The organism is Kitasatospora sp. NPDC048296 (assembly GCF_043201815.1).
Classification (GTDB): Bacteria; Actinomycetota; Actinomycetes; order Streptomycetales; family Streptomycetaceae; genus Kitasatospora.
In genome coordinates this window covers 56,575-79,434 of the sequence record NZ_JBICZB010000023.1, presented here as the reverse complement: position 1 = coordinate 79,434, position 22,860 = coordinate 56,575, and the positions used below count along the sequence as shown (strand labels likewise).

The following is a 22,860-nucleotide window of genomic DNA, read 5'->3' as shown; positions in this document are numbered from 1 at the left end:
GAGAGGAGGTGGCGGGCGTGGTAGCCGACCGTGCCATCGCCGTGATCGGAATGGCGTGCCGGTACCCCGGCGCGTCGGACGTCCGGGAGTTCTGGGCGAACCTGCGCGCCGGCGTCGAGGGGATCACCCACTTCGACGTGGACGAGCTGCTCAAGGCCGGAGCGGACCCGGAGTACGTCCGCCGGCCCGAGTTCGTCGGGTCCAAGGGCGTCCTGGCGGGCTCCCGGAACTTCGACTGGGGCTACTTCCGCTACCCCCGGGCCGAGGCCGCCGTCATCGACCCGCAGCAGCGGGTCTTCCTGGAGTGCGCCGCGACCGCCGTCGACGACGCCGGGATCGACCCGACCCGCTTCCCCGGCCGGATCGGCGTCTACGCCGGCTCCGACCGGACCGCCCAGCCCAGCGACGACCTCAGCCCGCTGGCCCGGGTGATCAGCCTGGAGAAGGACTTCGTCGCCACCCGGGTCGCCTACAAGATGGGCCTGCGCGGCCCGGCCGTCACCGTCCAGACGGCCTGCTCCACCTCACTGACCGCCATTCACATGGCCGTGCAGAGCCTGCTCGGCGGCGAGTGCGACGTGGCCCTGGCCGGCGGCGTCGCCGTCTCGCCGAAGGGCGAGTGGGGCTTCCTGCACGAGCCGGGCGGGGTGCTCTCGCCCGACGGGCACTGCCGCCCCTTCGACGCCGAGGCCGGCGGGACCGTCCCCAGCGAGGGCGTCGGCGTGGTGGTCCTCAAGCGCCTGGAGGACGCGCTGCGCGACGGCGACCGGATCGCGGCCGTCGTCCGCGGCTCGGCGATCAACAACGACGGGGCCGAGAAGCTCGGCTTCACCGCCCCCTCGATCCCCGGCCAGGCCGAGGTGATCCGCCACGCCCACCGGGTGGCCGGCGTGGACGCCGAGCAGATCGGCTACGTGGAGTGCCACGGCACCGCGACCAGGCTCGGCGACCCGGTCGAGGTGGCCGCGCTCACCGAGGCGTTCCAGCTGTCCGCCGAGGAGCAGACCTGCTGGCTCGGCTCGGTCAAGAGCAACATCGGGCACACCAGCGTGGCCGCCGGCGTCGCGGGCTTCATCAAGACCGTCCTGATGCTCGAACACGGCGAACTCGTCCCCACCCTGCACTTCCGCAGCGCCAACCCGCTGCTCGACCTGGAGTCCTCCCCCTTCCAGGTCAGCACCCGGACCCAGGCCTGGGCCCCGGAGCGGCGCACGGCCGGCGTCAGCGCCTTCGGCGTCGGCGGCACCAACGCGCACGTCGTCCTGGAGGCCGCGCCGCCGCGCGAGCGCGCCGCCGCCGACCGCGGCCCGCGGGTGCTCACCCTCTCCGCCAACACCCCCGAGGCGCTGCGCCGGATGCGCACCCGCCTGGCGGAGCGGCTGGAGGCCGACCAGGAGCTGGAGCTGCCGGACGTCGCCCGCACGCTCGCCGGACGGCGGGTCCACCCGCTGCGGCAGAGCGTCGCGGTCGCCGACCGCGACAGCGCCGCTCAGGCACTGCTCGCCGCCCCCGAACCGGTGCGCGGCGACGGCCTCAACAAGGTCGCCTTCCTCTTCCCCGGCCACGGGGTGCTGCGCCACCCCGCCGGAACCGCGGCCTACCGGCTGCTCCCGGACTTCGCCCGGGCCTTCGACGAGCTGCGCGCCTCGGCCGCCGGTCTCGGCCTCGACCTCTCGCCGCTGGTGGCCGGCGAGGCCGCGCCGGCCGAGTGGTTCGACGAGTTCGTCCACCACCAGGTCGGGCTGTTCACGCTCGGCTACGCGCTGGGCCACCAGCTCAAGGAGTGGGGCGTCAAGCCCGCCGCCATGTTCGGCAACAGCGCCGGCGAGTACGCGGCCGCCGCCGTGGCCGGCGTCTGGGCGCCGGAGGACGCGCTGCGGCTGGTGCACGAGCGGGCGATCGCGCTGCGCGCCACCGAACCGGGCCGGATGGTGGCGGTCAACGCACCGCCGGCGGAGGTGGCCGCGCGGGTCCCGCTGGACGGGCGGATCGCCGTCTCCATGGTGGCCCGCGGCGGGGTGGTCCTGTCCGGGCCGGCCGCCGAGATGACCGAGCTGCTCGACGGGGACGCCCTCGACGGGCTGGACCTGCGGGTGCTCAACGTCGACCGGGCCGCCCACTGCGACATCCTCATGCCGGTCGCGGACCGGCTGACCGAGCTGGTGGCCGGGATCCCGGCCCAGCTGCCCGGCGTCCGGCTGGTCTCCAACGTCTCCGGCGGCTTCGCCGACCCGGCGGCCGTGACCACCCCCGAGTACTGGGCCTCGCAGGTCCGCCGGCCCGTCCTGCTGGACGCGGGCATGGCGACCCTGCTCGACTCCGACTGCGACACCTTCCTCGAACTGGGCCCCGGCGCCACCATGCTGAGCGCCCTGCGCTGGAGCCCGGACTGGGACGGCACCCGGGCGGCCGTGCCGGTGCTCGGCCGGGCCGAGGACGGCGAACTCGGGCTGCTGCGGGCGCTCGGCGCGCTCTGGGAGCGCGGACTGGACGTCCTGGAACCGCCCCTGACGGCCGACGGCGCGCGCCCCGCGCTGGTCCCGCTGCCCGGGTACCCGTTCGCCGAGGACGACCCCGAGGTGGAGCCGGAACCGCCCACCGCCGTGGCCGGGGCCGCCGCGCCGGACGACCCGGACGCGCTGCGCCCGCTGCTGGAGCGGCTCTGGTGCCGCACCCTCGGCGTGGCGTCGGTGCGCGACGAGGACGGCTTCTTCGCCCTGGGCGGGGAGTCGCTGACCGTGCTGTCGCTGCTCAGCCGGCTGCGCGAGCAGGCCGAAGTCTCCGTCGTGGCCGCCGAGTTCATGCGGGAGGCGACCTTCGGCCGACTGCTCGCGCTCGCCGAGGAGCAGCGGGCGCTGACCGGACCGGCCCCGCTGGTCGGCGCCGTCACGCTGCGCGAGGGCGTCGGCCGGCCCGTCCTGCTGGTCGCCGACGCCGCCGGATCCGCCTGGAGCTACCGGGAGTTGGCGCAGGCCCTGGAGACCGACCGGCCGGTCGTGGTGCTGGAGCCGGTCGACGGGGAGAACGGACGGGGGACGATCGAGGAGATCGCCGCCCACCACGTCCAGGCCCTGCTCGCGGTGCAGCCCGAGGGCCCGTACACCCTCGGCGGCTGGTCCTTCGGCTCGGTCGTGGCGCACGAGATGGCGACCCGGCTCAAGGCCCGCGGCGCCGTGGTGGACCTGCTGGTCTGCCTGGACTCCTACCTGCCGGGCCGGCCCGGCCAGGCCTTCGGCGCCACGCCCGACTTCCTGCTGGGCCACGCCCGCCTGGTCGGCGGGGCGTTCCTCGGCCTCGGCGCCTCCGGCCGGGCGGTCCGGCGCAACCCGGCGCTGCGCCGGCTGCTGCTGGACAAGTTCCGGCTGCTGTCCCGCTACCGGCCGCGGCCGGCGGCCTGCCCCGTCCTGGTCTTCAAGGTCGACACCGACCGGGCCGGAGCGGACCGCCTGGAGCGCCGGATCCGCGCCATGTACACCGCGGGGTTGCGGGTCCGGGCGGCCGCGGGCGACCACTGGTCGATGCTCCGGCCGCCGCTGGTGGGCCGGCTCGCCGGTCAGCTGTCCGAGGCGCTCGTCCACGCGGCCGCGGCGGTCGAGCCGTCGCCGACGGAGGGAGAACACGATGGCGATCGATGACGCACCCCCGGCCACCGAGCCCGTCCCGGCCGTCGAGCCCGCCCCGGAGGCCGTGGCCGAGGACCCGGAGGCGCACCGCGGTTCGCTGCTGCGCAACCGCAGTTGGCAGGCCTTCTGGGTGAGCGAGACCCTGGCGGCGGTCGCCGAACAGTCCGCGGACATCGCCTACCCGCTGCTGGTCCTGGCCACCACCGGCTCGGCGTCCTACGCAGGGGCGGTGGGCTCGGCCCAACTGCTGGCCACCGGCCTGCTGTCGATCGTCGGCGGGACCCTGGCGGACCGCTTCGACCGGCGCCGGCTGCTGGTGCTCTGCAACACCGTCCGGGCGGTCCTGCTCGGGGCGTTCTGCTGGATGATCGCGGTGGGCACCGTCCCGATCGCGGTCACCTTCGCCGTGGCCCTGGTCTCCGCCGCCTGCTTCGGCATCTCGATGCCGACCCAGATGGCGCTGATCAAGCAGCTGGTCCGCCCGTCCCAGCTGACCGAGGCGACCGCGCAGAACCAGATCCGCTGGTTCGGCGCGATCACCGCCGGTCCCCCGGTGGGCGGCTGGCTGTTCGGCGTGGCCCGGGCGCTGCCCTTCGTGGGCGCCGCGGTGGCCTTCCTGGTCTCCAACCTGCTGCTGATGCTGGTCAAGGTGCCGGCCGCGCAGAAGCCCGCCACCGGCACGGCCGGCCGCGGCACCATGGAGGGCTTCCGGTTCCTCTTCCGCCACCCCGTCCTGCGGCCGCTGATGATCAGCATCACGCTGTCCAACATGGCGTTCAACACCACCGGGATCTTCCTGGCGGTGATCGCCACCGCCAAGGAGCGCGGCGCCTCCGACGGGTTCACCGGCGTCACGCTGGCCCTGGCCGGCGCCGGCGGCCTGCTGGGCTCGCTGGTGGCCGGAGAGGTCATCAAGCGCACGCCCCCGCCGCTGGTCTTCATCGTCGGCTACGGGATCGGCCCGATCGCCGCGCTGCTGCTGGCCGTGGTGCCCGGCGTCGTCCCGCTCGGCGTGATCGTCGCCTGCGTCTTCGTCCGCGGCCCGATCATCAGCGCCCTGTTCCTCACCTACGCGGCCAAGCTGGTGCCCGACGACATCCAGGGCCGCGTACTCGGAGCGATCGTCTTCACCTCGATGATCGCCTCGCCGATCGGCGTCCTGGCCGTCGGTGCCATCTTCGACACCGGGGGCTCGTTCTGGGTCTTCGTCGCGGTCGCCGTCACCGCCGCGCTGGGCACGCTGCCCACCCTCACCCGCGGGGTCCGCACGCTCCGCCCCCTCGACGAGATCACTTCCTGAGGCTTCCCCACCGCCCCTTCGACACGCAGGAGTCGGACCATGACAGACACCATCGACCACACCCTCGACCAGACCCTCGACCAGACCCTCGACCAGGGCGGCGAGGCCGTAGCCGGCGGCCCCTCCGAGATCCTCCCCCCGGAGTTCTTCACCGACCCGCTGGCCGACCGCAACGCCACCTACGCGCAGCTGCGCGAGCAGTGCCCGGTCCGCGGCATCAACCACCCGCCGGGCGCCGAGGCGTACATCGTCGCCGACTACGACCTGGCGCTGAAGGCCTTCGGCGACGGCCGCATCTCCAAGTCGCTGGACAACGCCCCCAAGTGGTTCCGCGACCAGCTGCTGGACGCCAGCCCGGTGCAGTCCCGCAACCTGCTGATCGCCGACGCCCCGGACCACTCCCGGCTGCGCAAGCTGGTCAGCAAGTCCTTCGTACCGCGCCGGATGGAGACGCTGCGCCCGCGCATCCAGGAGATCGCGGACGACCTGATCGACGCCTTCCCGGAGTCGGGCGAGGTCGACCTGATGGAGTTCGCCCGGGTGCTCCCGGTGATGGTCATCTTCGAGTACCTCCGCGTCCCGATCGAGGACCGGGCGATGCTCTACAGCTGGGCGCCGATCCTCGGCGGAGCCCCGTACCACACCGAGGAGGAGAACCGCCGGCTCAAGGAGGTCAGTGCCAGGTACGAGCAGTACCTCCTGGACCTGCTGGAGTCCCGCCGCGCCGACCTCGGCGAGGACCTGGTCAGCCAGCTGCTGCGCGCGGCCGACGAGGACGTGTTCACCACCGACGAGATCGCCTCGACCATGTCGCTGGTCATCATCGCCGGCCAGCGGACCACCACCAACCTGATCGGCAACGGCCTGTCGGCCCTGCTCAGCCACCCCGACCAGCTGGAACTGCTGCGCGAGAACCCCGAGTTGGTCGTCTCCGCGGTGGAGGAGTTCCTGCGCTACGAGGCGCCCAGCTACCGCGGCACGCTCCGGGTCGCCGCCCAGGACATGGAGATCGCCGGGGTGGAGATCGGCAAGGAGGCCTTCGTCCACCTGCTGATCGCCGCCGCCAACCGCGACCCGAAGGTCTTCGAGGACCCGGACGCGCTGGACATCACCCGCAAGAACAACCGCCACCTCACCTTCGGCCACGGCCCGCACTTCTGCCCGGGCGCGCCGCTCTCCCGACTGGAGGGCCACCTGGTCTTCCCGACCCTGCTGCGCCGCCTGGAGGGCATCGAACTCGCCGTCCCGGAAGACGAGTTGGACTGGGTGTACGACAACTCGGTGAGCCGCGGCCTGGCCTCGCTGCCGATCCGCTACCGCCGCCGCCTGCCGCGCACCGACGGCACGCGGACCGCGCCCGCCGAGGCCGTCGAGATCGTCGAGGCCCCCGACGCCACCGAGGCCGCCGCCGGGGCCCCGGCCGGCGTCTGCCCGATCACGGGGATGACGGTATGAGGCTCCTGGTACTGGGCGGGACGGTCTTCCTCTCGCACGCCGTCGCCGCCGAGGCCCTGCGCCGCGGCCACGAGGTGGTCTGCGCCGCCCGCGGCACCTCCGGCCGGGTACCCGACGGGGCGCGGCTGGTGAAGGTCGACCGCAACGAGCCGGACGGCGTCCGGGCGCTGGCCGGTGAGCAGTTCGACGCGGTGGTGGACGTGGCGACCATGTCCCACCGCTGGGTGCTGGAGGCCCTGCGCGCGGTCGGCGCCGACGCCGGCCACTGGACCTTCGTCTCCTCGATCAACGTCTACGCCGACGCGGTGACCGCCGGCCAGAACGAGAGCGCGCGGCTGCACGAGCCGATCGCCGAGGAGGCCCCGCCGGAGGAGCGCATCCAGCACCCGTACCTGTACGGGGCGATCAAGGCCGCCAGTGAGCAGGCCGTACTGGAGCAGCTGGGTGAGCGGGCGTTCGTCGTCCGCTCCGGGCTGATCGTCGGTCCCGGGGACGTCTCCGACCGGTTCGGCTACTGGCCCGCGCGGATCTCCCGCGGCGGACGGGTGGCCGTACCCGACGCCGCCGACCAGATCACTCAGTGGCTGGACGTCCGCGACCTGGCCTCCTGGATCGTCGACGCGGGCGAGCAGCGCCTCGGCGGCGTCTTCAACGGCGTCGGCACCGCCCACCGCCTCGGAGACTTCTTCGACCGGGTGGCGGCCACGGTCGGCGCCCCGGACACCGAGCTCGTCCCGGTGCCCCTCCCGGTGCTGGAGGCCGAGGGGGTCGAGTACTGGCGCGGCCCCAAGTCGATGCCGATGTGGATGCCGGACGAGGACGCCGGGTTCTGCGCCCACGACAACACCAAGGCGCTCGCCGCGGGCCTGCGTCCCCGGCCCGCCGAGGAGACCCTGCGCGACGTGCTCGCCGACGAGCTCCGGCTCGGCCCGGACCGGGACCGCAAGGCCGGCCTGACCGACGCCGAGGAGACCGAGCTGCTCAAGGCCCTGGAGGTACGGTCGTGACCGCGCAGCCCGCCTGGCGCCGGATCGGCGACGGCGAGGGCGGCCGCACCGTCCTCGCCGTCGACTACGACGCCACCGGTCGGCCCGAGGCCACCTTCGACGAGCTGGCCGCCCACCCGGCCCTGGCCGGTCTGACGCTCTGGCACGCCGTCCAGCCGGAGACCGGCCCCGGTGCCACCGCCTGCGCCGAGGACTACCTGCGGGCATGGCAGCGGCCGCCGGTGGACGGTCCGGTCGAGGCGGTGCTCGGCTACTGCGTCGGCGGCGTCTTCACCGGCGAACTGGCCGACCGCCTCGCCGAGCGGCAGGGCTTCCGCCCGCAGGTGCTGCTGTTCGACCCCGAGCCGGTCGACGACGGCAGCGTGCTGCGCGACTTCCTGAAGACGCTCGACACCATGACCATCCTGTCCGAGCCCGAGCGCGCCGAGTACCGGGCGAAGGCCGAGGCGGCCCGCGCGGCCGGGGGCGCCGACTTCGGCGCCGCCGCCGCGGGCATCACGGCGGTCTACGAGGCCGCGGCCGGCGAGGCCTTCGAGCGGCTCGGACTGGACGAGGAGGAGAGCGAGGACCTGCTCGACCTCTTCCGCTCCTACGTCCGCTACCTGACGGCGGCCCGGGAGATGACCGAACCCGGCTGGGCCGCCGCCACCGCGCTGACCTCGGCCGGCTCCAGCCCCGGCGCCCCGCACGCCCGCGAGGAACTGGGCTTCGACACCACCACCGCGGCCCTGCTGGAGGACGACCGGGTGGCCGAGGCGGTAGCCCGCCTGCTGGCCGTACCCGCCGCCTCCGCCGCCGCGACCCCGGACGCCACCCTCCCCGCCCTCGCAGGAGACCGCGCATGACCGACATCCTCGACCCCGTAGCCGTGGCGGACGGCACCGAGCTGCTGTCCGCCGCCGACCGGAGCCTGATCGAGGGCTGGAACGCCACCGGGCGGCCCGTCCCGACCGCGACCCTGCCCGAGCTCGTCCAGGCGGGCGCGGCCGCCCACCCCGACCGCCCCGCCGTACGGCACCACGACACCCGGCTCAGCTACGCCGAGCTCAACGAGCGGGCCAACCGGCTCGCCCGGCTGCTGATCCGGGGTGGCGCGCGCCGCGGCGACATCGTCGCCATGGTGCTGCCCCGGTCCGTGGACTACATCGTGGGCGCCCTGGCCGTCGTCAAGACCGGCGCGGCCTACCTGCCCGTCGACACCGGCTACCCCGTCGACCGGATCACCCAGGTGCTCTCCGACGCCCGGCCGACCCAGGTCCTGACCGTCACCGGGCTCGTGGACTCCGTCCACAGCGAGGCCCGCCTGGTGGTGCTGGACGAGGAGACGACGCGGCGCGACCTGGCGCAGGCCGACCCGGCCGACCCGGCCGACGCCGACCGCCTGGCACCGCTGACCCCGGACAACCCCGCCTACGTGCTCTACACCTCGGGCTCGACCGGGCGCCCCAAGGGCGTCGTGGTCGCGCACAAGGCGATCACCAACCGGCTGCACCACATGCAGTCCGAGATCCCGCTCGGCGCCGGCGACCGGCTGCTGCAGAAGACCCCGGCCGGCTTCGACGTCACCGTGCGCGAGGTGTTCTGGCCGCTCATCGCCGGGGCCGAGATCGTGGTCGCCGACCCGGACGGGCACCGCGACCCGGCGTACCTGGTCGAGACGATCACCGCCGAGTCCATCACCATCTGCCACTTCGTCCCCTCGGGGCTGAAGGTCTTCCTCCAGGAGCCGGAGGCGGCCGGCTGCACCAGCCTGCGGAACGTGGTCTGCGGCGGCGAGGCCCTGCCGGCCGAGCTGCAGGCCTGGTTCGCCTCCGTGCTGGAGGCCCGGCTGCTCAACGTCTACGGGCCGACCGAGGCCGCCGTCGACGTCACCTCGATGTTCTGCCCGCGCAACCCGGCGCCCGGGCCGGTGCTGATCGGCCGTCCGGTCTGGAACACCCGGCTGTACGTCCTGGACGACCAGCGCCGCCAGGTACCCCCCGGCGTGCTCGGTGAGCTGTACCTGGCCGGCGTCCAGCTGGCCGAGGGCTACCTCGGCCGCCCCGACCTGACCGCCGAGCGCTTCGTCGAGGACCCCTTCGTCCCCGGCGAGCGGATGTACCGCACCGGCGACCTGGCCCGCTGGCGGGCCGACGGGATGATGGAGTTCTTCGGCCGGATCGACCACCAGGTGAAGATCCGCGGCTTCCGGGTCGAGCTCGACGAGATCGAGTCGGCCGTGCTGCGCGAGCCCGACGTGGGCCAGGCCGCCGTGATCGTGCGCGAGGACGTACCGGGCGACCAGCGGCTGGTGGCCTACCTGGTACCGGCCGCCGGGGCGGTACCGGATCCGGAGCGGCTGCGCGAGCGGCTGACCCGCGAACTGCCCGACTACATGGTGCCGACCGCCTTCGTCCAGCTCGACAAGCTGCCGCTGACGCCCAACGAGAAGCTGGACCGGACCGCCCTGCCGCGGCCCGGGACCGTCGCCGTGCGGACCGGCCGGGAGCCGCGGGGCGAGGCCGAGCAGCTGCTCGTCGGGCTGTTCGCCCGCTTCCTGAACCTCCCCGAGGCCGGCATCGGCGTCGCCGACGACTTCTTCGAACTCGGCGGCAACTCCCTGCTGGCCGCCCAGGTGATCGGCGAGATCCGCAAGTCCACCGGTGTCCGGCTGCGCCTCAACCAGGCCTTCCGGACGCCGACGGTCGAGGCGCTGGCAGCACTGCTCGCCTGACCAGGCGGGGCCCGGGCCGGGCGGGCGCGATCCGCTCCGCCCGGCCCGGGCCCCGCCCCCACCGACCGAGAACCACGGCACTGGCACTGGCAACGACCGCGCCGGCGGCTGCGACAAAACGGCTGCGACAAAACGGCTGCGGCAACAACGGCTGCGACAACAACAGCTTCCACAGCAGAACGGGGTCGGAAAGATGCGCACACTCAAAGTAGCTCTCCTCGGATGCGGCGTCGTGGGCACCGAGGTGGCGCGGCATCTCGCGCTCCATCAGGACGACCTGACGGCCCGGATCGGGGCGCCGGTGGAACTGGTGGGCATCGCCGTCCGGCGGGCCGACCGGCTCCGGCCGGGGGTGCCCGAGGAACTGGTCGGCACCGACGCCGCGGCCCTGGTGGCCCGGGGCGACATCGACGTCGTGGTCGAGGCGATCGGCGGCATCGAGCCCGCCGGCGAGCTGATCCGCAGCGCGATCGCGCGCGGCGCCTCGGTGGTCAGCGCCAACAAGGCGCTGATCGCGGCCCAGGGCGGCGAACTGCACCGGGCCGCCCGGGAGGCCGGGACGGACCTCTTCTACGAGGCCGCGGTCGGCGGGGCGATCCCGCTGCTGCGGCCGCTGCGGGAGTCCCTGGCGGGCGACCGGGTGACCCGGGTGCTCGGGATCGTCAACGGCACCACCAACTTCATCCTGGACAAGATGGACTCCACCGGCGAGGAGTACGAGGTCGCCCTCAAGGAGGCCACCGCGCTCGGCTACGCGGAGGCCGACCCGACGGCCGACGTGGAGGGCCACGACGCCGCGGCGAAGGCCGCGATCCTGGCCGGTCTGGCCTTCAACACCCGGGTCACCGCCGACCAGGTCTTCGTCCAGGGCATCACCGGCGTGACCGCCGCGGACATGGCCAGCGCCCGGGCCATGGGCAGCGTGGTCAAGCTGCTGGCCATCTGCGAGCGCGGCGCGGACGGCGAGTCCGTCACCGTCCGGGTCCACCCGGCGATGATCCCGCTCGACCACCCGCTGGCCTCGGTCCGCGGCGCCTACAACGCCGTCTTCGTGGAGGCGGACGCGGCCGGCCGGCTGATGTTCTACGGGCCCGGCGCCGGCGGCGCGCCGACCGCCAGCTCCGTCCTCGGCGACCTGGTCACCGCCTGCCGCAACCGGCTCGCCGGGACGACCGGGCCGGGCGAGACGGTCTACCGGCAACTGGACGTACGGCCGATGAGCGAGGTGGTCACCAGCTGCCACCTCGACCTGGACGTCGAGGACGAGCCCGGTGTGCTCGCCGCGGTGGCGACGGTCTTCGCCGAGCACGGGGTCTCCGTCGACACCCTCCGCCAGCACCACGGACCGGCCGGCACCTCCCTCGTCGTGGTGACGCACCGGGCCACCGACGCCGCTCTGGCCGCGACCGTCGAGGCGGTCGCGGGGCTGAGCCGGGTCCGGGCGGTCAACAGCATGATGCGCGTCGAGAGCCGCTGAGCCGGCCCGGGGCGTCCTTCCGCACCGATCAGAAAGCCCTTGGAGAACAGGTGGTAGCGATGGAGCGAACGTCGGCGACCGAGACCCGGCACGCCGTAGTCGATTCGGGAGCCCTGTACCAACTCGCGTCCGGTCACTCACCGGCCGCGGTGGAGCTCCGCAAGCAGGTCCGCAACGGCGATCTGCGCCTGACCGTCCCGATGGCCGCGTTCTCGGTGAGCTCCAGCATGCGCACCTGCTGGGACACCGAGTGCCGGCTCGACCACCCGGACGACGGGGTCGACGCGCTGCGCGACCTCCTCGACCGGCCCGGCATCCGGATCCACCAGCCGACCGCCGACTTCGCGCTCACCGCGGGCGGCCTGTACGCCGACTGCGTGGACCGCCGGGTGGTCGGCTCCGAGGTCCTGGCGGCCTGCCACTCGGCCCTGCTCGCCGAGCAGGAGAGCGTCCCGCTGATCTCGACCGCCAGCGCGCGCTACTGCTACGTCCCGCTGTCCGGCATGGACGCCGCCACCCAACTCGTCTTCGTCTGAAGGACTGCCATGATCGTCGAGAGTCCCGCGCGGCCCGAACCGGCCGCCAAGCCCGTCAGGTCCCTGGACCGGGTCGTGATCCGTTTCGCGGGCGACTCCGGTGACGGCATGCAGCTCACCGGTGACCGGTTCACCTCGGAGACGGCCACCTTCGGCAACGACCTCTCCACGCTGCCGAACTTCCCGGCCGAGATCCGGGCCCCCGCCGGCACCCTGCCGGGCGTCTCGTCCTTCCAACTGCACTTCGCCGACCACGACATCCTCACCCCGGGCGACGCCCCGAACGTCCTGGTGGCGATGAACCCGGCGGCCCTGAAGGCGAACCTGGCGGACCTGCCGCGCGGCGCGGAGATCATCGTCAACACCGACGAGTTCACCAAGCGCGCGCTGTCCAAGGTCGGCTGGACGGCGGACCCGCTGGACGACGGGACGCTCACCGGCTACCGGGTGCACCCGGTAGCGCTCACCACCCTGACGGTGGAGGCGCTCAAGGACAGCCCGCTGTCGCGCAAGGACGCCGAGCGGGCGAAGAACATGTTCGCGCTCGGGCTGCTGTCCTGGATGTACCACCGCCCGACCGAGGGCACCGAGCGGTTCCTGCGCGGCAAGTTCGCCAAGAAGCCGGCGATCGCCGAGGCCAACATCGCCGCGTTCAAGGCGGGCTGGAACTACGGCGAGACCACCGAGTCCTTCGCGGTCTCGTACCAGGTCGCCCCGGCGGCGAAGGCGTTCCGGCAGGGCCGCTACCGCAACATCTCCGGCAACCTGGCGCTCTCCCTGGGCCTGGTCGCCGCCGCCCGCCGCTCCGAACTCCCGCTGTTCCTCGGCTCGTACCCGATCACCCCGGCCTCGGACATCCTGCACGAGCTGTCCAAGCACAAGAACTTCGGGGTGCGCACCTTCCAGGCCGAGGACGAGATCGCCGGCATCGGCGCGGCGCTCGGCGCGGCCTTCGGCGGGGCACTCGGCGTGACCACCACCTCCGGGCCCGGTGTCGCGCTGAAGTCCGAGACCATCGGGCTGGCCGTCTCGGTCGAACTGCCGCTGCTGATCGTGGACATCCAGCGCGGCGGCCCGTCCACCGGCCTGCCGACCAAGACCGAGCAGGCCGACCTGCTGCAGGCCATGTTCGGCCGCAACGGCGAGGCCCCGGTGCCGATCGTCGCCCCGGCCACGCCGGGGGAGTGCTTCTCGATGGCGGTGGAGGCGGCCCGGATCGCGCTGGCCTACCGCACCCCGGTGTTCCTGCTCTCGGACGGCTACCTGGCCAACGGCTCCGAGCCCTGGCGGGTCCCCGAGCTCGACGAACTGCCCGACCTGCGTGTCGAGTTCGCCACCGAGTCGAACCGCGAGGACGGCAGCTTCTGGCCCTACCTGCGCGACCCCGAGACGCTCGCCCGCCCCTGGGCGGTGCCGGGCACCCCGGGCCTGGAACACCGGGTCGGCGGCATCGAGAAGCAGGACGGCACCGGCAACATCTCCTACGACCCGGCCAACCACGACTTCATGGTCCGCACCCGCCAGGCCAAGATCGACGGCATCACCGTCCCCGACCTCGCGGTGGACGACCCGGACGGCGACGCCGGACTGCTCGTCCTCGGCTGGGGCTCGACCTACGGGCCGATCGCCGCGGGCGTACGCCAGGTGCGTGCCGCCGGCGGCAAGGTCGCCCAGGCCCACCTGCGCCACCTCAACCCGTTCCCGGCCAACCTGGGCGAGGTGCTCCGGCGCTACGACCGCGTCCTGGTGCCGGAGATGAACCTCGGCCAGCTGGCCATGCTGCTGCGCGCCAGGTACCTCGTCGACGCCCGCCCGTTCACCCAGGTCTCCGGCATGCCCTTCAAGGCCGACCAACTGGCCGCCGTCATCGAGTCCGAGCTGTCCGAGCTGTCCGCGTTGTCCGAGATGGAGGCCACCGATGGCCACTGAGCTGAAGCTGATCGAGAAGAAGCCGACCGCCAAGGACTTCAAGTCCGACCAGGAGGTGCGCTGGTGCCCCGGCTGCGGGGACTACGCGATCCTCGCCGCGGTCCAGGGCTTCCTGCCGGAGCTCGGCATCAAGCGCGAGAACATCGTCTTCGTCTCCGGCATCGGCTGCTCCTCGCGCTTCCCGTACTACCTCAACACCTACGGGATGCACTCCATCCACGGCCGCGCCCCGGCGATCGCCACCGGGCTCGCCGCGGCCCGGCCCGACCTGTCGGTTTGGGTGATCACCGGTGACGGCGACGCGCTGTCGATCGGCGGCAACCACCTGATCCATGCCCTGCGCCGGAACGTCAACCTGAAGATCCTGCTCTTCAACAACCGGATCTACGGCCTCACCAAGGGCCAGTACTCGCCCACCAGCGAGGCCGGGAAGATCACCAAGTCCACCCCGATGGGCTCGCTGGACGAGCCGTTCCGCCCGCTCTCGCTCGCCCTGGGCGCGGAGGCGAGCTTCGTGGCCCGCACCATCGACTCGGACCGCCAGCACCTCCAGTCGGTCCTGGGCGCCGCGGCCCGGCACCAGGGCACCGCGCTGGTCGAGATCTACCAGAACTGCAACATCTTCAACGACGGCGCCTTCGACGTCCTCAAGGACCCGGCCACCCGCGACACCGCGCTGCTGCGGCTGGAACACGGCGAGCCGTACCGGCTCACCCCGGACGGCGAGGAGATCGTCCACGACGTCGCCGACCCGGACCCCACCCGGGCCTTCGCGCTCTCCCGGCTCTCCGAGCCCACCCCGATCGGCGTGCTGCGCGACGTCGAGCGGCCGGTCTACGACCGCCAGCTCAACGAGCAGCTGGACGAGGCCGTCCGGCGCCACGGCGAGGGCGACCTGACGGCCCTGCTCGGTGGCGAGGACTCCTGGACGGTGCCGCGGCCCGCCGGCGAGTCCGAGTGACCGCCGTAGGGGCCGTGGCCGGCGGCCGCTGGATCCGGAGCTCCGGTGCGGCGGGGGCCCGGGGCACCCGGCTGGTCGCCCTGCCGCACGCCGGGGGGTCGGCGTCGGCGTTCCGCTTCCTGTCGAACGCGCTCGCCCCGGAGTTCCCGGTGCTGGCGGTCCAGTACCCCGGCCGCCAGGACCGCTTCCACGAGCCGCTGGTCACCGATGTCCACGAGCTGGCCGACCACGTGGTGGAGGCCCTGGAGCCGTACCTGGAGGAGCCGCTCGCCCTGTTCGGCCACAGCATGGGCGCCAGCATCGCCTTCGAGACGGTCCGCCGCCTGGAGCGTCGGGGCGTCGGGCCGAGCGCGCTGATCGTCTCCAGCCGGACCGCCCCGGGTATCGGCCTGGGCCTGCCGCACACCGTGCACGAGCTCGGCGACGCCGAGCTGCTGGCGGAGCTGGCGGCGTTCGGCGCCGTCGACCCGAGGATCACGCAGGACGAGGAGCTGTTGCGGCACACCCTCGACGTGATCCGCGGCGACTACCGGGCCGTGGAGAGCTACCGGCCGGTGCCGGGCACCCGGGTCCACTGCCCGGTCAGCGTACTGGTGGGGGACCGGGACCCGCGGGTGTCCCCCGCGCAGGCCGCCGCGTGGCAGGACTGGTCCGCCCGGGGCGTCGACCTGCGGGTGTTCGAGGGCGGCCACTTCTTCCTGGAGGACCACGCGGACGCCGTCGCCGCGCTGGTCCGCACGGCGCTGGGGCGGGCACCCGGGCCGGTGCCGGTGGCGACGGCCGGCTGAACGCGAAGGCCCCCGGGCGGAGGGGAATCCGCCCGGGGGCCCGCTCGGACCGCCGTGATCAGCACTCGATGACGTTCACGGCGAGGCCGCCGCGCGAGGTCTCCTTGTACTTGATCTTCATGTCGGCGCCGGTCTCCTTCATCGTCTTGATCGCCTTGTCCAGCGAGACGTGGTGCCGCCCGTCGCCGCGCAGCGCCATCCGGGCCGCGGTGACGGCCTTGACCGAGGCCATGCCGTTGCGCTCGATGCAGGGGATCTGGACCAGGCCGCCGACCGGGTCGCAGGTGAGGCCGAGGTTGTGCTCGATGCCGATCTCGGCGGCGTTCTCGACCTGCTCGGGGGTGCCGCCGAGGACCTCGGCGAGGCCGCCCGCGGCCATCGAGCACGCGGAGCCGACCTCGCCCTGGCAGCCGACCTCGGCGCCGGAGATGGAGGCGTTCTCCTTGAAGAGCATGCCGATGGCGCCGGCCGCGAGCAGGAAGCGGACGATGCCGTCCTCGTCCGCGCCGGGGATGAAGTTCAGGTAGTAGTGCAGGACGGCCGGGATGATCCCCGCCGCGCCGTTGGTCGGCGCGGTGACGACCCGGCGCCCGGAGGCGTTCTCCTCGTTGACCGCCATCGCGTAGAGGGTCACCCACTCCATCGCGTTGGCCGGGCCGATCCCCTCGGCGCGCAGCGCCCGGGCCGCGGCGGCCGCCCGGCGGCGGACCTTCAGCCCGCCCGGCAGGATCCCCTCGCGGCTCATGCCGGCCCGCACGCACTCCTGCATCACGGACCAGATCTCCAGCAGCCCGGTGCGGATCTCCTCCTCGCTGCGCCAGGCCTTCTCGTTCTCCAGCATCAGGCCGGAGATCGACAGCCCGGTCTCCCGGGTGAGTCGCAGCAGCTCCTCGCCGGTGCGGAAGGGGTAGCGCAGCGCGGTGTCGTCGGGCTTGACCCGGTCCGCGCCGATCGCGTCCTCGTCGACGACGAAGCCGCCGCCGACCGAGTAGTAGGTCTTCTCCAGCAGCGTGGAGCCGTCCGCCGCGAACGCCCACAGGGTCATGCCGTTGGCGTGGTACGGCAGCGAGCGGCGCCGGTGCAGGATCAGCTGGCTGTCGGGGTCGAAGTCGATGGCGTGCTCGCCGAGCAGGTTGATCCGCTTCTCGGCGGTGATCCGCTCGACGTCCTTGTCGGCCTGGTCGACGTCGACGGTGCGGGGCGAGTTGTTCTCCAGGCCCAGCAGGACGGCCTTCGGGGTGCCGTGGCCGTGGCCGGTGGCGCCCAGCGAGCCGTACAGCTCGGCCCGGACGGACGTCACCTGGGTCAGCAGATCTTCGGACCGCAGGCGGCGGGCGAACATCCGGGCGGCGCGCATCGGGCCGACGGTGTGGGAGCTCGACGGGCCGATGCCGATGGAGAAGAGGTCGAAGACACTGATGGCCACGGGGACGTCCTTGTCTGGTCTCGTGGAAGGACTTGCGGTCGGGGTGGGCACGGAACGGGGCACCCCGCACACTGTCCAGTGTGCGGGGTGCCCCGGAGTCCCCGGTACGTTCCTGGGGTGAGGCCGATCACCCTACCGGCTGGTAACTTACCGGCGGGTCACCTACTCGCCGGTCACTTACTCCTGGTGGCCCAGGTTCGGGTAGAGCGGGTACTTCTCGGCCAGCGCGGTGACGCGGTCCTTGAGCGCGGCGGCGACGGTCTCGTCGAAGGCGGGCTTGAGCGCCTCGGCGATGATGTCGGCGACCTCGCGGAAGTCCTCGGCCTGGAAGCCGCGGGTGGCCAGGGCCGGGGTGCCGATGCGCAGGCCCGAGGTGACCATCGGCGGGCGCGGGTCGTTCGGGATGGCGTTGCGGTTGACCGTGATGCCGACCTCGTGCAGCCGGTCCTCGGCCTGCTGGCCGTCGAGCTGGCTGTTGCGCAGGTCGACCAGGACCAGGTGGACGTCGGTGCCGCCGGACAGCACGCTGGCGCCGGCCTCGGCGACGTCGTCCTGCAGCAGGCGCTCGGCGAGGATGCGGGCGCCCTCCAGGGTGCGCTGCTGGCGCTCCTTGAACTCCTCCGAGGCGGCGACCTTGAAGGCGACGGCCTTGCCCGCGATCACGTGCTCCAGTGGACCGCCCTGCTGGCCGGGGAAGACCGCGGAGTTGATCTTCTTGGCGAACTCGGCCTTGGACAGGATGACGCCGCCGCGCGGGCCGCCCAGGGTCTTGTGGGTGGTGGTGGTGACCACGTCCGCGTAGGGCACCGGGTTCGGGTGCAGCCCGGCGGCCACCAGGCCGGCGAAGTGCGCCATGTCCACCATGAGCAGGGCGCCGACCTCGTCGGCGACCCGGCGGAACGCGGCGAAGTCCAGCTGGCGCGGGTAGGCGGACCAGCCGGCGATGATCAGCTTCGGCTGGTGCTCCTTGGCCAGGCGCTCGACCTCGGCCATGTCGACCTGGCCGGTCTTCTCGTCCACGTGGTACGCGACCACGTTGTAGAGCTTCCCGGAGAAGTTGATCTTCATGCCGTGGGTCAGGTGACCGCCGTGGGCCAGGTTCAGGCCCAGGATGGTGTCGCCCGGCTGGATCAGCGCGAACATCGCGGCGGCGTTGGCCTGCGCGCCGGAGTGCGGCTGGACGTTGGCGTGCTCGGCGCCGAACAGCGCCTTGATGCGGTCGATCGCGATCTGCTCGACCACGTCGACGTGCTCGCAGCCGCCGTAGTAGCGGCGGCCGGGGTAGCCCTCGGCGTACTTGTTGGTGAGCACCGAGCCCTGGGCCTCCATGACCGCCACCGGGGCGAAGTTCTCGGAGGCGATCATCTCCAGGGTGGTCTGCTGGCGGTGCAGCTCGGCGTCGACCGCGGCGGCGATCTCCGGGTCGAGGGCGTGCAGGGACTGGTTGAGAACCGTCATGGTGTGGTCTTCCCGGGAGGAGGATCAGGGGTGCCGTGCGAAGCGCGCCCCTGGCGGTGGTGGCGGGCGACGGGTGGGCGGAGGGACGGTGGTGGCGGGACGGACCGCCGTGCTGCGGCCCGTCCCGGCGGGTGGCTCAGCCCTGGGGGTTGGTGAGCGCGTCGTACTCGTCGGCGCTGAGCAGCTCGTCGGTGGACTCCACCTTGACCTTGAACAGCCAGCCGCCCTCGAAGGGGGCGCTGTTGACCAGGGCGTTGTCGTCCAGGACGTCCTGGTTGACCTCGACGACCTCGCCGGTCACCGGGGAGTACAGGTCGCTGACCGACTTGGTGGACTCCAGCTCGCCGCAGGTCTCACCGGCGGTCACCTCGTCGCCGACCTCGGGCAGCTGCACGTAGACGATGTCACCGAGCGCGTCCGCGGCGTGCTTGGTGATGCCGACCGTGGAGACACCGTCCTCGGCGGCCGTCAGCCACTCGTGCTCCTTGGTGTACTTCAGGTGCTGGGGGTTGCTCATGGCGTCATTCTCCAGGATGGGAAGCGGGTACGACGAAGCGGGCCGCCGCGCGGACGGCTTCGACGTGCGGGTATGGGAAGAACGGGGGCCGGCCGGGCCCACGGGGCCCGGCCGGACCGCCTCAGCGGGCGCGCTTGTAGAACGGCAGCGCCACGACCTGGACCGGCTCGTGCTTGCCGCGCACGTCCACCGCGACGGTGCCGCCGGGGGCGGCGTGGGCCGCGTCGACGTAGGCCATCGCGATCGGCTTGCCCAGGGTCGGGGACGGCGCGCCGGAGGTGATCCGGCCGATCGGGGCGCCCTCGGTGGAGACCACGGTGTACTCGGCGCGCGGCACCCGCTTGCCCTCGGAGACCAGGCCGACCAGCACCTTCGGGGGGTTGGTCTCGGCCGCGGCGGCGGCCTGCTCCAGGGCCTTGCGGCCGATGAAGGCGCCCTCGTTGGTGGTCTTGTCGAAGCGGACGACCCGGCCCAGGCCCGCGTCGAACGGGGTGAGGTCGGTGGACAGCTCGTGCCCGTACAGCGGCATGCCCGCCTCCAGGCGCAGGGTGTCGCGGCAGGACAGGCCGCACGGGACCAGGTCGTGGCCCTCGCCGGCGGCGGTCAGCGCCTGCCAGATCTGCTCGGCGTCGCCCGGGTGGCAGAAGATCTCGAAGCCGTCCTCGCCGGTGTAGCCGGTGCGGGCCAGCAGCACGTTGCGGTCGGCCACCTGGGCCGGGAGGATCGCGTAGTACTTCAGGCCGGGCAGGTCGGCCTCGGTGGTCTCGGCCAGGATCGCGGTGGACTCCGGGCCCTGGACGGCGATCAGCGCGTAGGTGTCGCGGTCGTCGGTGACGACGGCGTCGAAGCCCTTGGCGCGGGCGATCAGCTCGTCCAGGACCAGCTGGGCGTTGGAGGCGTTGGCGACCACCAGGAAGGCGTCCTCGCGCAGGCGGTAGACGATCAGGTCGTCCAGGATGCCGCCGTCCTCGGCGCAGATCATGGTGTAGCGGGCGCGCAGCACGCCGAGCGCGGAGACGAAGCCGACCAGCGCGTGGTCCAGCATCTCGCCGGCCTGCGGGCCGGTGACGGTGATCTCGCCCATGTGCGAGAGGTCGAACAGGCCGGCCTTGGTGCGGACGGCGAGGTGCTCCTCGCGCTCGCTGCCGTAGCGCAGCGGCATTTCCCAGCCGGCGAAGTCGGTCATGGTCGCGCCGAGGGCGCGGTGCAGCGCGTCGAGCGCGGTCAGGCGGAGGGACGACATGGCCAGGAACTCCTCGGTCGGGGCACTCAGGGGTGCACGCGCCGGAACCGGACCCGCTCGGGGGCCGACCCTGCGCGCGGGCATGCGGCGGCGTGGGTCTCCCCATCTGTCGTCGGACCTGAGAGCTTCACCGCGGCCGTCCGCAGCTGTTTCCAGCATCCAGGACAGCATGGCGGCTTGCACCGTGGGTGGGCGCGCGACAGGGCCGTGCGCCGCTTTCCAGATGTGCCTAACCCGTGCGGTAGGGGGGCCTGAGAGATTCCGGGGAGGACTTGCTCCTTCGGCGCCGGCTGTACCGCCTGAGCGGCACTCCGGGCTCTCCCGCGCGGGTTCGAGCGGCCGGTGTGGAGTTGTAGGGGCCCGCGGCGCATGCCGTCGGACGCGCACATCATGGCACGTCCACGCGGACGAGGGGAGGGGGGACCCGGTCACACGGCCCGAGACCGAACCCGCGTCCTGGTCGACCTCTAGAATCTGCGCGTCGGCACAGCAGTGGGCGGCCGACCGGCAGAGGGCGGTTCAGGCGCGCATGGGGTACCCGGTGGAGCAGCAGGGGTGGGACGGTCCGCAGGCGGCGCCGCCCGGCGGTGCGTGGCCGGCCAACGAGCTGGAGCAGGTGCTGACCGCCGCGCTCGGCGACCCGGGCGCGACGCCGCGGGTGATCGAGGTGCTGGCCCGCAGTCAGGTGTGGATCCCGCTGCCGGCCGGGGGCGACCCGGGCGGGCAGTCGCTGGACCTGCCGACCATCGAGCTGGCCGGCGCCCCGTACGTGCCGGTGTTCTCCTCGCAGGAGGTGTTCCTGCAGCAGGCGCCGGGGATGGCCTTCGCGGTCGCGCCGGCCTGGGAGTTCGCCCGCGGACTGCCGCTGGGCGTGGGCATCGCGGTCAACCCCGAGGCCGCGGTGGGCATCCCGGTGCCGCCGCAGGGCGTGGCGGAGCTGCGCCGCGGGCCGCGCGAGGACCGCTGGGAGCAGCCGGAGGCGCCGACCGGCGGCCGGGTGGCGCTGCGCGAGCCGGTGCCGGGCGAGGACCCGGAGTACTTCCTGGCCGCCTGCCGGACCGAACTGTCGGCCCTGCCCGGGGTGTTGACCGCGCGCCGGGCGCTGGCCAGCGTCGAGGGCGAACCGACCGTGATGTTCGTGGGCGTCCAGTTGGATCCGGCCGCCCCGGCCGACCCGGGCGCGGTGAACGAGGCGCTCGGCCGGGCGCTGGGAACCGCGCCGCTGCCAGGTGGCGTCCACCTCGTACTGCTCGACCTCGCCGAGGACCCGGTGGTCGAGTGGCTGCTCACCCGGGTACTGCCTTTCTACGCGCGGGTGTGAGCGGGGGTTCGGATCAAGGGCACGTCGCCGATGGCGGTGGCCGGTGCCGCGCCATAGGGTGCGTGCAGACGGCCGACGGGCCGGCTGGGTTGAGGAAAGAGGCGCGGCGAGGTGGGCGCATGAGTGCGGGAGCGGGAACGGGCGGTGTGCCGGGGCCCTGGGGCCAGGCTCCGGCCGGGCGCCCGGCGGCGGATCCGGGCGCGATGGAGCACGCCCTGCGCGAGGTCGCGCCGGAGCGCTACGACGCGTACGAGCGGCTGCTGCACGCGCTGGCCGACGGCCAGGTCTGGATGCTGCTCTGGCACGGTACGCCGGGCAGTCCTGACGCGCAGTACGGGAACATGGAGATCAGCGGCCACGGCTACGCGCCGGCCGTGACCTCGCCCGAGCAGCTGACGGCCTCCGGCTGGGCCCGGGCCCACGAGGTCATCTCCGGGCGGGAGATCGCCGCCTCGCTGTACCGCACCCGCTGGGGCCTGTGGCTCAACCCGCACGCCCCCGGCGGCGGGGTCGGCGTGCCCTGGGCGGACCTGCGGCGGATCGCCGCGGGTCTGGACCGGCTGCCGGCCGGTCCGTTGAAGCTGAGCGAGCCGCAGGTGAACGCCCAGCAGTTCTTCGCGCTGCTGGAGCGGCAGGCCGGTGAGGTGCGCGCGGTCCGGGCGCTGCGCCGGGCCTGGGTGCAGCCGGCGGTGGGGGAGCCGTACCTGGCGATCGGCCTGGACCTGTACGAGAGTTCGCCGCCGGCCGTGGAGGCGGTGCGGGCGCTGATGCAGCGGGCGATCGCGGTGGCCCCGGAGGGGCTCGCGGTGTCCACGGTGGCGATGACGGACGAGTACGACCCGGTGGCCCTGTGGATGCGCGCCAACGCGCGGCCGTTCTTCGACCGGGAGGCGGGTCGCCCGCCGGTCGGCCCGTACCCGACGGCGGCGCCGCCGTACCCGGGGCAGTCGATGCCGGGCCAGCCGATGCCGGGGCGGCCGACACCGGGATGGGCCTACGGCACCCAGCCGCCCGCGCCGGGCTGGGGGCAGCAGCCCCCGCAGTCGTGGCCCGGATACCCCGGCCGCTGATTGCCGAAACCCGTTTCCAGCTAAAACCTTTACTGC

The 22,860-nt window shown here is 73.4% G+C and carries 17 protein-coding genes and 1 riboswitch; of the genes, 13 read left to right on the top strand and 4 right to left on the bottom strand.

What is annotated here, in order from left to right; genetic code table 11:
- Window positions 1–17: 17 nt before the first annotated feature.
- The 11 genes from ACGF12_RS16305 to ACGF12_RS16255 all read left to right on the top strand — a co-directional run bounded on the left by ACGF12_RS16305 (window position 18) and on the right by ACGF12_RS16255 (window position 15,789).
- Complete coding sequence (locus ACGF12_RS16305) at window positions 18–3,635, top strand: type I polyketide synthase (RefSeq protein WP_393029540.1); 3,618 nt, start codon at window positions 18–20, stop codon at window positions 3,633–3,635.
- Complete coding sequence (locus tag ACGF12_RS16300) at window positions 3,622–4,923, top strand: MFS transporter (RefSeq protein ID WP_393029538.1); 1,302 nt, start codon at window positions 3,622–3,624, stop codon at window positions 4,921–4,923. Before ACGF12_RS16305 ends, ACGF12_RS16300 begins: the two co-directional genes overlap by 14 nt.
- A 39-nt stretch (window positions 4,924–4,962) precedes the next feature.
- Complete coding sequence (locus ACGF12_RS16295) at window positions 4,963–6,378, top strand: cytochrome P450 (protein ID WP_393029535.1); 1,416 nt, start codon at window positions 4,963–4,965, stop codon at window positions 6,376–6,378.
- A complete protein-coding gene (locus ACGF12_RS16290; protein ID WP_393029532.1) occupies window positions 6,375–7,385 on the top strand; it encodes an NAD-dependent epimerase/dehydratase family protein in 1,011 nt (336 codons plus the stop codon). Before ACGF12_RS16295 ends, ACGF12_RS16290 begins: the two co-directional genes overlap by 4 nt.
- The gene (locus ACGF12_RS16285) at window positions 7,382–8,230 is read left to right on the top strand and encodes a hypothetical protein (protein ID WP_393029529.1); all 849 of its coding nucleotides are present in this window, start codon (window positions 7,382–7,384) and stop codon (window positions 8,228–8,230) included. The genes ACGF12_RS16290 and ACGF12_RS16285 overlap by 4 nt, the downstream gene beginning before the upstream one ends.
- Window positions 8,227–10,098, top strand: coding sequence for an amino acid adenylation domain-containing protein (locus ACGF12_RS16280; protein ID WP_393029526.1), 1,872 nt, complete (start codon window positions 8,227–8,229; stop codon window positions 10,096–10,098). The genes ACGF12_RS16285 and ACGF12_RS16280 overlap by 4 nt, the downstream gene beginning before the upstream one ends.
- A gap of 193 nt (window positions 10,099–10,291) precedes the next feature.
- Window positions 10,292–11,575 carry a homoserine dehydrogenase gene (locus tag ACGF12_RS16275; RefSeq protein WP_393029524.1) on the top strand — a complete coding sequence of 428 codons (1,284 nt, stop codon included), beginning with the start codon at window positions 10,292–10,294 and terminating at the stop codon, window positions 11,573–11,575.
- Between the two features lie 59 nt (window positions 11,576–11,634).
- Window positions 11,635–12,111 (top strand): hypothetical protein, encoded by a 477-nt coding sequence (locus ACGF12_RS16270; RefSeq protein ID WP_393029521.1) that lies wholly within the window; start codon window positions 11,635–11,637, stop codon window positions 12,109–12,111.
- A 9-nt stretch (window positions 12,112–12,120) separates the two neighbouring features.
- Entirely contained in the window at window positions 12,121–14,040 is a 1,920-nt protein-coding gene (locus tag ACGF12_RS16265; protein WP_393029519.1) for a 2-oxoacid:acceptor oxidoreductase subunit alpha, read from the top strand.
- Window positions 14,030–15,001: a 2-oxoacid:ferredoxin oxidoreductase subunit beta gene (locus ACGF12_RS16260; protein ID WP_393029516.1), complete on the top strand. Its 972-nt coding sequence runs from the start codon at window positions 14,030–14,032 to the stop codon at window positions 14,999–15,001. The genes ACGF12_RS16265 and ACGF12_RS16260 overlap by 11 nt, the downstream gene beginning before the upstream one ends.
- Window positions 14,998–15,789: a thioesterase II family protein gene (locus ACGF12_RS16255; protein ID WP_393029513.1), complete on the top strand. Its 792-nt coding sequence runs from the start codon at window positions 14,998–15,000 to the stop codon at window positions 15,787–15,789. The genes ACGF12_RS16260 and ACGF12_RS16255 overlap by 4 nt, the downstream gene beginning before the upstream one ends.
- A 58-nt stretch (window positions 15,790–15,847) precedes the next feature.
- Here the strand turns inward: ACGF12_RS16255 and ACGF12_RS16250 are convergent, their stop codons facing one another.
- The 4 genes from ACGF12_RS16250 to gcvT form a co-directional block, all read right to left on the bottom strand.
- Window positions 15,848–17,215, bottom strand: a complete 1,368-nt coding sequence (locus tag ACGF12_RS16250; RefSeq protein ID WP_393029511.1) for an L-serine ammonia-lyase — start codon at window positions 17,213–17,215, stop codon at window positions 15,848–15,850.
- A gap of 177 nt (window positions 17,216–17,392) precedes the next feature.
- Window positions 17,393–18,673, bottom strand: a complete 1,281-nt coding sequence (gene glyA / locus ACGF12_RS16245) for a serine hydroxymethyltransferase (protein ID WP_393029508.1) — start codon at window positions 18,671–18,673, stop codon at window positions 17,393–17,395.
- Window positions 18,674–18,809: 136 nt separating this feature from the next.
- Window positions 18,810–19,190 (bottom strand): glycine cleavage system protein GcvH, encoded by a 381-nt coding sequence (gene gcvH, locus ACGF12_RS16240; protein ID WP_393029505.1) that lies wholly within the window; start codon window positions 19,188–19,190, stop codon window positions 18,810–18,812.
- Window positions 19,191–19,311: 121 nt separating this feature from the next.
- Complete coding sequence (gcvT, locus tag ACGF12_RS16235; protein WP_393029502.1) at window positions 19,312–20,433, bottom strand: glycine cleavage system aminomethyltransferase GcvT; 1,122 nt, start codon at window positions 20,431–20,433, stop codon at window positions 19,312–19,314.
- A 229-nt stretch (window positions 20,434–20,662) separates the two neighbouring features.
- Window positions 20,663–20,767: riboswitch (glycine riboswitch) on the bottom strand.
- A 195-nt stretch (window positions 20,768–20,962) separates the two neighbouring features.
- Between gcvT and ACGF12_RS16230 the strand changes: the two genes are divergently transcribed.
- Window positions 20,963–21,754: an enhanced serine sensitivity protein SseB C-terminal domain-containing protein gene (locus tag ACGF12_RS16230; RefSeq protein ID WP_393029499.1), complete on the top strand. Its 792-nt coding sequence runs from the start codon at window positions 20,963–20,965 to the stop codon at window positions 21,752–21,754.
- 203 nt (window positions 21,755–21,957) lie between these two features.
- Window positions 21,958–22,824, top strand: coding sequence for an enhanced serine sensitivity protein SseB C-terminal domain-containing protein (locus tag ACGF12_RS16225; RefSeq protein ID WP_393029617.1), 867 nt, complete (start codon window positions 21,958–21,960; stop codon window positions 22,822–22,824).
- The last annotated feature ends 36 nt before the right edge of the window (window positions 22,825–22,860 follow it).

Bases quoted from the DNA above. Each gene is read 5' to 3' on its own strand.
- glyA (WP_393029508.1), bottom strand. From the start codon at position 18,673: ATGACGGTTCTCAACCAGTCCCTGCACGCCCTCGACCCGGAGATCGCC.
- ACGF12_RS16295 (WP_393029535.1), top strand. From the start codon at position 4,963: ATGACAGACACCATCGACCACACCCTCGACCAGACCCTCGACCAGACC.
- ACGF12_RS16265 (WP_393029519.1), top strand. From the start codon at position 12,121: ATGATCGTCGAGAGTCCCGCGCGGCCCGAACCGGCCGCCAAGCCCGTC.
- ACGF12_RS16225 (WP_393029617.1), top strand. From the start codon at position 21,958: ATGGAGCACGCCCTGCGCGAGGTCGCGCCGGAGCGCTACGACGCGTAC.
- gcvT (WP_393029502.1), bottom strand. From the start codon at position 20,433: ATGTCGTCCCTCCGCCTGACCGCGCTCGACGCGCTGCACCGCGCCCTC.
- ACGF12_RS16280 (WP_393029526.1), top strand. From the start codon at position 8,227: ATGACCGACATCCTCGACCCCGTAGCCGTGGCGGACGGCACCGAGCTG.
- ACGF12_RS16230 (WP_393029499.1), top strand. From the start codon at position 20,963: ATGGGGTACCCGGTGGAGCAGCAGGGGTGGGACGGTCCGCAGGCGGCG.
- ACGF12_RS16300 (WP_393029538.1), top strand. From the start codon at position 3,622: ATGGCGATCGATGACGCACCCCCGGCCACCGAGCCCGTCCCGGCCGTC.
- gcvH (WP_393029505.1), bottom strand. From the start codon at position 19,190: ATGAGCAACCCCCAGCACCTGAAGTACACCAAGGAGCACGAGTGGCTG.
- ACGF12_RS16290 (WP_393029532.1), top strand. From the start codon at position 6,375: ATGAGGCTCCTGGTACTGGGCGGGACGGTCTTCCTCTCGCACGCCGTC.
- ACGF12_RS16260 (WP_393029516.1), top strand. From the start codon at position 14,030: ATGGCCACTGAGCTGAAGCTGATCGAGAAGAAGCCGACCGCCAAGGAC.
- ACGF12_RS16275 (WP_393029524.1), top strand. From the start codon at position 10,292: ATGCGCACACTCAAAGTAGCTCTCCTCGGATGCGGCGTCGTGGGCACC.
- ACGF12_RS16270 (WP_393029521.1), top strand. From the start codon at position 11,635: ATGGAGCGAACGTCGGCGACCGAGACCCGGCACGCCGTAGTCGATTCG.